At 71.0% G+C, this 11173-nt stretch carries 7 protein-coding genes; 2 read left to right on the plus strand and 5 right to left on the minus strand.

Annotation, left to right across the window (positions count from 1 at the left end; translation table 11 throughout):
• The 3 genes from ACOJTC_RS14250 to ACOJTC_RS14260 form a co-directional block, all read right to left on the minus strand.
• The coding region (locus ACOJTC_RS14250) for a hypothetical protein (RefSeq protein WP_420117228.1) at window positions 1-309 on the minus strand (309 nt) is incomplete at its 3' end.
• Between the two features lie 70 nt (window positions 310-379).
• Window positions 380-1132 carry a rod shape-determining protein gene (locus ACOJTC_RS14255; RefSeq protein ID WP_420117234.1) on the minus strand — a complete coding sequence of 251 codons (753 nt, stop codon included), beginning with the start codon at window positions 1130-1132 and terminating at the stop codon, window positions 380-382.
• Between the two features lie 166 nt (window positions 1133-1298).
• Complete coding sequence (locus tag ACOJTC_RS14260) at window positions 1299-1505, minus strand: hypothetical protein (protein WP_420117229.1); 207 nt, start codon at window positions 1503-1505, stop codon at window positions 1299-1301.
• 210 nt (window positions 1506-1715) lie between these two features.
• Between ACOJTC_RS14260 and ACOJTC_RS14265 the strand changes: the two genes are divergently transcribed.
• Window positions 1716-2522 (plus strand): rod shape-determining protein, encoded by an 807-nt coding sequence (locus tag ACOJTC_RS14265; protein WP_420117230.1) that lies wholly within the window; start codon window positions 1716-1718, stop codon window positions 2520-2522.
• A gap of 205 nt (window positions 2523-2727) precedes the next feature.
• On the plus strand, window positions 2728-3372 hold the full coding sequence (locus ACOJTC_RS14270; RefSeq protein ID WP_420117231.1) for a Dps family protein: 645 nt from the start codon (window positions 2728-2730) through the stop codon (window positions 3370-3372).
• A gap of 71 nt (window positions 3373-3443) precedes the next feature.
• On the opposite strand, the gene ACOJTC_RS14275 is transcribed toward ACOJTC_RS14270, so the two are convergent.
• Entirely contained in the window at window positions 3444-4997 is a 1554-nt protein-coding gene (locus tag ACOJTC_RS14275; RefSeq protein ID WP_420117232.1) for an acyl-CoA carboxylase subunit beta, read from the minus strand.
• Entirely contained in the window at window positions 4994-11071 is a 6078-nt protein-coding gene (locus ACOJTC_RS14280; protein ID WP_420117233.1) for a beta-ketoacyl synthase N-terminal-like domain-containing protein, read from the minus strand. The genes ACOJTC_RS14275 and ACOJTC_RS14280 overlap by 4 nt, the downstream gene beginning before the upstream one ends.
• Window positions 11072-11173 lie beyond the last annotated feature (102 nt).

The following is an 11173-nucleotide window of genomic DNA, read 5'->3' on the forward strand; positions in this document are numbered from 1 at the left end:
CGAGGCCGGCGCGGCCGCTGACCGTGGCAGCACCCAGCCCCGTCCCCCGGCAGCCGGGTGACGGGGCTGCCGAGTGCCGGTGACATCCACGTCGATGACGTCCAGGATGCCCAGCAATCCCGCCAACGCGATCGCCTCGCCACGCGAGAGAGCCAGGCTGCAGGCGGCATCGGGATCGCCGCCGACGCCATGGATCAGCTCGCGTCGACCGCCGGCGTAGTGGGTGACAACCCCGACCCGATGACCGGTGACGGTGGTGAACGTGTGGCACTCTCCGATGCCCGGCAGCGGTGTGAATTCGACGTCCATACAGAACTCCGGAAGAAGACGACCGCAAACCGCGGCCGGGAACTGGATACGGATGCGGGACAGGCCCACGTCAGCCCGTGAGTAGCCGGCGCAGGCCGGTGAGCGTGGCCAACGGCGGTTCGGCGGGCATCGTGACGCAGCGGCCGGTCAGCGCGGCCAACCTCGCCGCGGTTCCGGGGGTGGTCGCACCCCCACCGGTGAGCAGCAGCCGCCGCTGACCACCCCGCGGACGGTCGAGACGGCGCACACAGTCGGCGATCGCCGGGATCCGGTCGACGGGCCCGGCGTCCTCGACACGCTCGGCCGCGACGATGCTGCGGTCACCGATACGTGCCACTTCGATACGTCCGGATCCGATGTCCACCACGACCACGTCACCGCCCGGGTCAGGACGGCAGGCCAGAGCCGCCGCGAGTGGCTCCTCCACCGCGCTGACCCGTCCGCCGACGGCACGGCGGACCGCGGCGACAAGCACGTTGCGCTGGCGCAGCGTCGCCGTCGCCGGCACACCCACCAGTACGGGATAGGCGGTGTCGGACGGTAGGCGGATATCGGCGGTCAGCAGCCGCAGCAGGTGCACACAGGCGAAGAAGTCGCGCACCACACCGTTGCGCACCGGCCACGTGACGGTCACACCGCGGGCCTGAGCGGTCAGCGCGGCCCGTCCGGCCACGTGCCGGTCGGAACCGGGACGGCACAGCACCGTCGGTTCCGTGATCACCGTTCCCGCCTGCGGCGTCCACATCCGTACGGTGGACGTTCCGAGGTCAAGGGCAAGGCAGGACTGTACGCCCGGACGGGCGTAGGCACCGGCGGTCAGCATGTCGTCCACCCGGGTACGGCGGAGACCAGGTGTCGAGGGTCAACGAAGGGAAACGACGTCGCCGGCAGGTCAACAGGCGTGCCGGAGCGACAGTCATGAACGAGGGGTGGCATGGTGCTCCCAGCCAAGGGGCGGCGTCGTGTCCGACGCCGCGCAACGGGCGGCTTCAGGCGGTGAGCGTCCACGTCGGCGGGGCCCGGTCCGCCGACCACGCCGGTACACAGCCCGGGACCGCACGACGGGTCAGCCGGAAGACGATGCACAACCCGATGTCCCGGGCGGCGGACACGACCAACACCAGCACAGCCCATACGAGCAACGTCGGCAGCGAAGCTCGCCGGCCGACGCCCCCGAAGCTGCGCCCGTCACCCATGCCGGCCACCATAGCCGTCCGGACCAGGAAGGGCCACGACAGCACCCGAGCCGTCGACCGAGGTCACGGGCATCCTGCCTACCGACCGGTCGGTGACCACGGGCCGGGTTGCCGGGCGTCGGCAACGAGCGCGACGAAGTTTCGCCGGACCCGACCGCTGTCACTGCCCTGTTCAGCGGCGACGATGGGAGCCGGTAAACGCTCGTATCAATGGAAGTGATCGGTGTGACCGTGTCCGCGAACGTCCTCTCCTCCGACCGGCGCGCCGCCGGCACGTGTCGCTCGGCCCCGCCGACCGCGGTCGCGATCGACCTCGGCAGCAGCTCCATCGGCGTCTGGGCGGCGCACCGCGGCACCATCAGCGCGCCGTGTGGGGACGCGTTCCTCTCCGCCGGTTCTCTGATCCGGCGCGGCCGCATCATCGACGCCGACCGCTGCGAGATCCTGCTGTCCCAGGTGATCCGCCGCTTCAACGAACCGGTACCTCCCGGCGGTGTCGTCGCGGCCTGCCGTCCGGTCCTGGCCGGCGAACACGACCAGACCGTGGTGCGCCGCGTCGTCGAGGCGGTCCTCGCCCCCTCCCACCTGGTGTTCATCGACACCGTGCGCGCCGCCGCGATCGGTTCGGGAGCAGCCGCCGGCAGCCTGCTGGTCACCGACGTCGGAGCCCAACTGACCGAGGTCGCCCTGCTGGACCACGGGCGGGTCGTCGCGGCCCGTCGCGCCGACATCGGCACTCGCGACCTCGCCCGCGGCGCCACCGTCGACCTGGTGAGCAACGTCGTCGCGCACCACCTCGAGGCCATGCGGGGCGAGACAGCGCGGACGCAACTGGCCGCTGCCCTCACCCGTGGGCTGCTGCTCGTGGGCGACGGCGCCACACATCCCGGCCTGTCCGCGGCGTTGTCCGCCGCGCTCCGCCTGCCGGTGCACCGCGCCGCGTCCCCCCGCACCGCGGCGCTCAACGGCGCCGGGCTGGCCGCCATGTCGTTGCTGCGCCATCCCGCCCGGACCTGACCCTCGGCAGCGCTGAAGGACACCGCCCGGCACAGCATCGCCGACACGTGCCGCCACGACGCATGTCCGAAGGCACCTGTACGCCGCCGGTAGACGCCCGATCGACACGAACGGTGCCCGAGAAGCAGACCCTCCCCGCGCTGACCCCGAACTGCCGTCTCGACGTCACCGCGCCTCGCCATACCGATCCCGAAAAGGAGAAGAGATGTCGCCGAGCACCTACCAGCCGAGCGCTCCCGCCTACACCGTCCCCGGACTCAAGCCGGACACCGCCGCCGAGGTGATCTTCCTGTTGCAGGACCGGCTCAACGCGCTCAACGACCTCGCGCTGACCCTCAAACACGTCCACTGGAACGTCGTCGGACCCCACTTCATCGCGGTCCACACCATGCTCGACCCGCAGGTCGACTCCGGACGAGTCATGGTCGACGACGTCGCCGAGCGCATCGCCGCTCTCGGCGGATCACCCGTGGGCACCGCAGGGGCGCTGGTCAAGCAGCGCGACTGGGACGACTACGCGATCGGCCGGGCGGACACCCACACCCACCTCGCCGCCTTGAACATCGTCTACGGCGCAGTGATCGAGGCACACCGGGCCGCCATCTACGAGACGGAGAAGGCCGACCCCGTCACCCAGGACATGCTGATCACCCAGGCCAGATACCTCGAGCAGTTCCACTGGTTCGTCCGGGCGCACCTGGAGCCCGAAACCGGCACTCCGGTCACTCGGGAGGCCCACGACGAGCAGGCGGCCGCCGAGCGTGGCCGGAACGGCACCGCCACGCGCGTTCAGGAGGCTCGGCGAACACCGGCACCGTGGCGCGGTGGCCCCCGGGCAGGAGGCCGATGACGAGAAGGCGGAGAGGTGACTGATCCGGTCAGCGCCATCGGCCCGGCGTCGAGTAACCCCGTGGAGAGACCCTAGAGCGGGATGTTGCCGTGCTTCGCGGTCCGCGCTGCGAGCGGCCTCCGACTGAGCAGGCGCAACGCGGCCGCAATCTGCCTGCGGGAGTCCGCCGGCGGGATGACGGCGTCGATGAAGCCGCGCTCGGCGGCCAGGTACGGCGAGCCGTACCTGGCCTGGTAGTCCTCCATCAGCTTGGCCCGGGCCTGTTCCGGCTCAGCCGCGGTGGCGAGTTCCGTGCGGTGCAGGATGTCAACCGCGGCATGGGCGCCCATCACCGCGATCTCGGCGGTTGGCCAGGCCAAGTTCATGTCGGCGCCGAGATGTTTGGAGCCCATGACACCGTATCCGCCGCCGTACGCCTTGCGCAGCACCAGGGTGATTCGCGGGACGGTGGCTTCGGCGAACGCATAGGCCAGTTTCGCCCCGCGTCGGATCATCCCGGCATGCTCCTCGGTGGTGCCCGGCATGAAGCCCGGGACGTCGACCAGGGTCACGATGGGAACGTTGAACGCGTCGCAGCAGCGGATGAAGCGGGCGGCTTTCTCGGCGGCGCGCCCGTCGATGACACCCGCCTTGTGGGTGGGCTGGTTCGCCACGATCCCGATGGACAGTCCGCCGACGCGGGCGAAGCCACAGAGCATGTTGCGGGCGTAGCGGGGCTGGATCTCCAGGAACGAGCCGGGGTCGACGAGGTTCTCGATGACCGCGGCCACGTTCAGAGGTTTCCGGGAGGAGCCCGGGATCAGCTCCGCGAGGGCCGGTACGTCGGCGCTGGTGTCGCAGGCCGGACCTTCGGGTGGCCGCTCGGTGTGGTTGCTGGGCAGGTAGCCGAGCAGCCGCCGCGCGAAGGCGATGGCGTCGGCCTCGTCGGCCGCCAGGTGGTGGGCGTTACCGGAGATGGTGGCGTTGACCCGGCCACCGCCCAGCGTGTCCATGTCGGTGTCCTCACCGAGCGCCGCGCGCACGGCGTCGGGGCCGGTGACGAACATGTGTGCGGTCCGCTCGGCCATGATGACGAAGTCGGTGATCGCCGGCGAGTACGCGGCCCCGCCGGCGCACGGGCCCAGGATCAGCGACAGCTGGGGCACGACGCCGGACGCGGCCACGTTGCGCCGCACCAGCTCGGCATAGAAGCCGACGGCGGCCACACCCTCCTGGATGCGTGCCCCACCCGAGTCGTTGAGGCCGATGATCGGGCAGCCGGTCTGAAGGGCGAGATCCATGACCTTGAGTACTTTTCCGCCGCTGGCCTCACCCATGCTGCCGCCCTGCACGGTGAAGTCGTGCGCGTACGTGAAAGCGGGCCGTCCCTCGATCAGACCGTGCCCGATGACCATGCCGTCGCCGTACGGCCGGGCCCGCGTCGAGTCGGGGTCCGGGCGGCTGCGCACGAGGGCGTCGATCTCGGCGAAGCTACCGGGGTCGAACAGCAGACCGATCCGCTCGCGCACGGTCAGTTTGCCGGCCTCCCGCTGCCGGGCGACGGCACGTGGTGACCCGCCGTCCCGCGCACCGGCCAGCCGGGAGTCCAGCTCCGCGATCCGGGCACGCACCTCGTCGGCGGTCATCGGGCCGCCCCGTCCAGGTCCCTCGTCATCGCGGTCGCGATCTGCTGGGTGTCGGCCATCAACTGGGTCAGCCCCTCCTCGACGATGACGCCACGGTCGTACCCGAAGGACAGGCGCAGCCGCCCGTTCATCGTCCGGACAACCACCACCAGATCGCGTGGTAACACGTAGCCGCTCTGCCGGGCCAGCGGCGTCACCGTGGCCGCCCCGACCGTGGTGGGCAGCGCGACCTCGGGCAGGTGGTTGAAGGAGATCCGGTACGGGATGTCCTCCTGCGCCCGCCCGGCCAGATGGAAGTACTGGCTCATCGACAGTCCCTGCTCCTCCCCGGCGGTCAACACGGCCTCGCGAACCCGCCGCAGGCACTCGCGCAGGTCGGGCCCGCCGCCGAGGTCGACGGTGATCAGCCGCAGCTGGGAGAGAAAACCCACGACCCGCTGCAACTCGGGCGCCTCGCGGGCGGTCACGTTGATCGGCACCGTGATCTCGTCGTGCTCGGACTGCCGGTGCAGCGCCAGCATGAACGCCGTCAGCATCACCATCTGCGTGGTCGCCCCGGCCGCACGGGCGGTCTGCTCGATTCCGGCGGCCACCTCGCCGTCCAGTTCCACCTCCCGCAGCCCCAACTCCCGCTGCCGGCCGGCAACGCGCTGCTCGTCCCGCGCCAGACGCAGCGCGGGCACGCTGGTCGTGGCCAGCTTCTTTCGCCAGTACTCCAGTTGCTGGTCGAGGACGACTCCGGAGTAGAACGACCGCTCCCACTGCGCGTAGTCGGCCAGACGCAGCGGCGGCGCGGCGGGCCGGGAGGCGTCCTCGTAGCCGAGCACCAGATCCTGGAACAGCACGCCGGCCGACCAGCCGTCGGTGATCAGGTGGTGCAGCACGACGGTCAGGACGTGCCGATCCGGGGTCAGACGCACCAGCCCGAACCGATACAGCGGCCCGGTGAACGGGTCGAACGGCCGTTCGGCCTCGGTGAGGGCCCGCGCCAGCTCGGCCTGCGGGTCGGCCGCAGCCGTGAGATCGGTTATCGGCAACGCCACCGGGCCCGCCGCCGCGTGCCGCTGGCGGACCACGTCCCCGGCCGTGAACACCGTGCGCAGCCCGTCGTGCACAGCGACGAGCCGGTCGATCGCACGGGCCAGAGCGTCCGGGTCGACCGGGCCGGCCAGGTCGAGATGCTGGGTGACCAGAAACGGTGTCCCTCCGGCGCGTTCGGCCTGCAGGTAGCGCTCCTGATTGATGGTCAGGGGGAAGTCGTCCTGATCAACACGCACGGGCCGTGGCACGGCTGCCGGTCCGGCCACCCGCAGGCCGTCGAGCGCAGCGGCGAACGCGGAGACCGTGGGGTTGTCGAACAGCAGCCGCACCGGGATGTCACAGTCGAGCGTCGCGCGCAGCTCGTGCATCATCTGCGCGGCCATGAGCGAGCTCCCGCCGAGGGCGAAGAAGTTGTCGTCACCGCCGGTGACCCGCGTTCGCAGCACGCCCGAGAACGCGGCGCGGACCACCTCGGCGGTAGTTTTCGGCGACTGGCCGACGACCTCGGCGTGAGCGTGCGCTGCCAGGGGCCCGAACCAGTACGGCGTGCGCTTCCAGGGTCCGGAAGGCATCGAGACCACCGGGCGCGGACGGTCGAAGAACTGGCCGAGGTCGACCGGTACGCCGTACACGTGCAGCGCCCCCAGCGCCTCCAGCAGGGATTCGGGATCAGGCCGCCCGCGCCTCAGGGAGGCGACCGCGTGGCCTTCGGGTCCGATCACCTGCTCAGTCGGCAGTGTGAGGGTCGGGTTGGGGCTCATCTCGACGAAGAGGCGGTAGCCGTCGGCGCAGAGCCGCTGAACGGTCTGGTGGTAGAGGACCGGCTCGCGGATGTTCGCCGCCCAGTAGGCGCCGTCGAGCTCGGTGCCGGCCAGCGACGCCGTGGTCACCGACGAGTACATCGGAACCGTGACCGGGCGGGGCCGTAGGGTGGCCAGGACCGTCCGCAGCTCGTCCGCGACCGGCTGCACCACCGGCGAGTGGCCGGCACCGTTGGCCCTGACCCGGCGGCCGAACACGTCACGCTCGGCCAGATCCGCGATCAGCTGCTCGATGGCGTCGACGTCACCGGAGACGACCGACATCTCCGGCCCGTTACAGACCGCCACCGACAGGAGCGACGCGTACGGTTCGATGGCCCGGGTCAGGTCGTCTCCGGCGAGCCCGACGACGGCCATCGCCCCCTGGCCACGCAGCGTGGCCAGCCCATTCGCGCGCAGGCCGGTCACCCGGGCGGCCTCGGCGAGGGTGAGCGCGCCCGCCACGTAGGCCGCGGCCACCTCACCCATGCTGTGTCCGACCACGGCGGCCGGTTCGATGCCGCGGGAACGCCAGCTCGCGGCCAGGGCGACCTGCACGGCGAACAGCAACGGCTGGACGACGTCGTCGCGGTCGAGCATCGAATCCTGCTCGGTGACAGCGAAGAACTGGTCCCGTACGGGCCACGCCAGGTGTGGCTGCAGGGCGGCTGCGCAGTCGTCGAACGCGTTCTGGAACGCCGGGTCGGCCCGGTAGAGCCCGTGCCCCATACCGAGGTGCTGAGAGCCCTGGCCGGGGAAGACGAACACGACGCGCCGGTCGGCGACGACCCTGCCGGTGACCGCTTCCGGGTGCGGTGGCGTGAGCCGCTCGGCCAGTTCCTCAGGCGTTCGCGCGACCACGGCCATCCGGTGCTCGTGGTGCGTGCGTCGCAGCCCGGCCGTGTAGGCGAGGTCGTCGATCGATGCGGGACTGCCTGCGGCACTACGCGCGGTGCGCTCGGCCAGAGCTTCGAGGGCCTCCGGCGAGCGGGCCGACAGGACGATCAGGCGAGCCTGACCGCTGTTCGCGACGGTGACCGGCGCCGGTGCTTCGGCCACGATGACGTGCGCGTTCGTACCGCCCACGCCGAAGCTGTTGACGCCGGCCGACCGATCGCCGGGCGACTGCGGCCACCGCCCCGCTGTGACGGGCACGCTCATGCGCAGCTTCGCGAAGTCGATGTGCTCGTTCGGCTGTGCGAAGTGCAGACTGGGCGGCAACACGCCGTGCTCGATGGCCAGCGCTATCTTGATCAGGCCGGCGACGCCCGCCGCGGCCTCAAGGTGACCGATGTTGGTCTTGACCGATCCCACCCGCATCGACGCCGGGGCGTGGGCGGCCGCGATGGCGCCGGCCTCGATCGGGTCGCCCAGGGCGGTACCGGTGCCGTGGGCCTCGACGTACTGCACGTCACCCGGGCGCAGACCGGCCGCGTCGAGCGCCGACCGGATCACCCGCACGTGCGCCTGCGGGTTGGGCCCGGACAGGCCGTTGGAGCGGCCGTCCTGGTTGACCGCGGTGCCGCGGATCACCGCGTGCACCCGGTCGCCGTCGGCGACCGCCTGGCTCAGCGGCTTCAGCAGGACCAGCCCGGCACCCTCGCCGCGCACGTATCCGTTCGCCCGGGAGTCGAACGTGTGGCAGCGTCCGTCCGGTGACAACGCACCGCTCTGGCACAACGCGGCCGTCGTCTCCGGAGACAGCATCAGGTTGACCCCACCGGCCAGGGCGAGGGCGCTCTCGCCGCGCCACAGGCTGTGGCATGCCTGATGGATCGCCACCAGCGACGACGAGCAGGCGGTATCCAGCGCGATGCTCGGGCCGCGCAGGTCGAAGGTGTACGAGATACGGTTCGCGGCCAGGCTGAACACGTTGCCCGTGCCCGAGTACGGACCGGCGTGCACCCCCTGCGTGCGCATCAGATCGGCGTAGTCGCTCGTGGTGATGCCGACGAAGACCCCGGCCGTGGTGCCCGCGACGTCCGGGGGGAGTACGCCCGCGTCCTCGAACGCCTCCCAGGTCAGTTCGAGCAGGAGACGCTGCTGCGGGTCCAGGTAACGCGCCTCAAGATCCGACATCCCGAAGAACTCGGGGTCGAAGCCGGTGACCTCGCCAAGGAAACCACCACGCCGGACATACATCTTGCCCGGCCGGGGAGTGCCCGGGCGGTAGTGCGCCTCGACGTCCCAGCGGTCCGGTGGGATGTCCCCGATGGCCTCCGTACCCGAGGCGAGCAGCCGGAAGAACTCCTGCGGGCCGGCAGCGCCAGGGAAACGACAGCCGATGCCCACGATCGCGATCGGCTCCTGCTCCCGGGCGGGTACCGGCACGCTGGCCGCAGCGGCACGGGAACCCGTCAGGTGCGCAGCGAGCGCCTCGATCGTGGAGAACTCGTACAGGGCCGTCGGCGTGATCTCGCGCTCCAGGAAGGTCGCCAGTGCGGCCGTCAGCTCCACCGTGGCGACCGAGGTGAGGCCGAGTGCGCGGAACGGGACGTCCGTGGCGATCTGCTGCGGATCACGGCCGGTGCGCAGCGCGACGTGCCAGCGAAGCCAGGTGCGGATCGCCGTCGGGGTGCGTTCACTCGCGGTCCAGTCGTGAACCGGATGCAGGAGCCCGTCCCGGTAACGCTCCCGCATCTCCGCGCGCCGGATCTTGCCACTGGACGTCTTGAGGATCGACCGCGGCGCGATCAGCGCCACCGCATGCACCGGGATCCGCTCGGCGTCGGACACCGCGTCACGGATGGCGTGCACGATCTGTTCGTGATCGTCGTCGTGCCCACCGGCGACCTCGGCGACAACGACGAGCCGCTCCTCGGCGGCCTCCTCGACGGCGAACGCCGCGCTGCATCCCGCCCGCAACCCGGGATGGGCCGCCTCGACGACCCGCTCGATGTCCTGCGGGTAGTGGTTCGCACCACCGACGATGACCAGATCCTTGAGCCGGCCGGTCACGAAGAGCTCACCATCATCCAGGAAACCCAGGTCCCCGGTCCGGAGGAATCGACCACCGCTCCCGTCCGCCGTACGAGCATGGAAGATCTGCTCGGTCGTCTCCGGGCGGTTGTGGTACCCCCGACCGACGCTGGGACCGCCGACCCAGATCTCGCCGGTGACGCCCTCGGCGCACGGCTCGGCCGTGACCGGGTCGACGACACGGACCTCCACACCGGGCGCCGGGACGCCGCAGGACACGCTGCGGCGGCGGTCGGCGGCCCGACGGGCGGTCCGCCCGGGCGGTACGGACGAAACCATCAACGTCGCTTCGGCCAGACCGTAGGCCGGAGTGAGGGCCACCGGATCGAAGCCCGCGGCGTCGAACCGTTCGCCGAACCGGTCGAGGGTCGGCCCGTGCACCGGCTCGGCACCGTTTGCCGCCACCCGCCACGACGAGAGGTCGAGCCCCGCGACCCGGGTCGCCTCACTGCGCCTGACACACAGGTCGTAGGCGAAGTTCGGCGCGATGCTGAAGGTGCCGCGGTACCGGGCGATGGCCTCCAGCCAACGCATCGGCCGCTGCACGAACGCCTCGGGGGCCATCATCGTCACGGTCGCGCCCAACGACAGCGGCAACAGGATTCCCGCGATCAGTCCCATGTCGTGGTAGGTGGGGAGCCAGCTGACGAACTCGTCGTCCGATCCCAGTTCCCACATCTCCTGCTGGCAGGAGAGATTGTGCGCGAGCTGGTCGTAACCCACGACCACTCCGCGCGGATCGCCGGTCGACCCTGACGTGTACTGCAGGAAGGCGATGCCGTCGGCTGAGCCACCATCGACGGTCCCCTCCGGAACAGACTCCTCGCCCGCATCGAGCAGAACCCGCTCGAGGCCGGTGAGGCTCCCCAGGTCGCGCCGCGCCACGTCGGCGGTCACGATGACCGTCGTGGCACCGCAGTCCGCGGCGATCCGCTCGAGCCGGGTCAGCGTGGGCTGGTGGCGTCGCTCGTCCGGCGGTGGTACGGGAACGGCGACACGACCCGCCCGAAGAGTACCGAGGAACGCTGCGGCGCAGCCCGGTCCCGACGATTGAAGCAGAAGGACAGGGCCGGAGGCTCTCGTGCACGCCAGGCCCGCAGCAACCGTACGGATCTGCTGTTCCAACTCCCGGTAGGTCCACTCCTCGACCCGCCCGTCGACATCGCCGGTGCCCAGGAACCGCAGGGCCACCCGGTCGGGGATGCGTCGGGCATGACCCGACACGACATCGCTGATGCCTTCCATGGAACTCATCTCCTGTACACGGGTGGAGGGTCTCGAGGTCGGGTAGCGCCGATTGCCGGCCGCTCGCCGCCGACCGATGCGGCGGTCGTGCGGCACCGGCATGGTCAGTTC

It is taken from the genome of Micromonospora sp. (assembly GCF_048594385.1).
Lineage (GTDB): Bacteria > Actinomycetota > Actinomycetes > Mycobacteriales > Micromonosporaceae > Micromonospora > Micromonospora wenchangensis.

Coding starts and splice junctions, on each gene's coding strand:
- ACOJTC_RS14255 (WP_420117234.1), bottom strand. CDS start 1,132: ATGCTGACCGCCGGTGCCTACGCCCGTCCGGGCGTACAGTCCTGCCTT.
- ACOJTC_RS14260 (WP_420117229.1), bottom strand. CDS start 1,505: ATGGGTGACGGGCGCAGCTTCGGGGGCGTCGGCCGGCGAGCTTCGCTG.
- ACOJTC_RS14265 (WP_420117230.1), top strand. CDS start 1,716: ATGGAAGTGATCGGTGTGACCGTGTCCGCGAACGTCCTCTCCTCCGAC.
- ACOJTC_RS14270 (WP_420117231.1), top strand. CDS start 2,728: ATGTCGCCGAGCACCTACCAGCCGAGCGCTCCCGCCTACACCGTCCCC.
- ACOJTC_RS14275 (WP_420117232.1), bottom strand. CDS start 4,997: ATGACCGCCGACGAGGTGCGTGCCCGGATCGCGGAGCTGGACTCCCGG.
- ACOJTC_RS14280 (WP_420117233.1), bottom strand. CDS start 11,071: ATGAGTTCCATGGAAGGCATCAGCGATGTCGTGTCGGGTCATGCCCGA.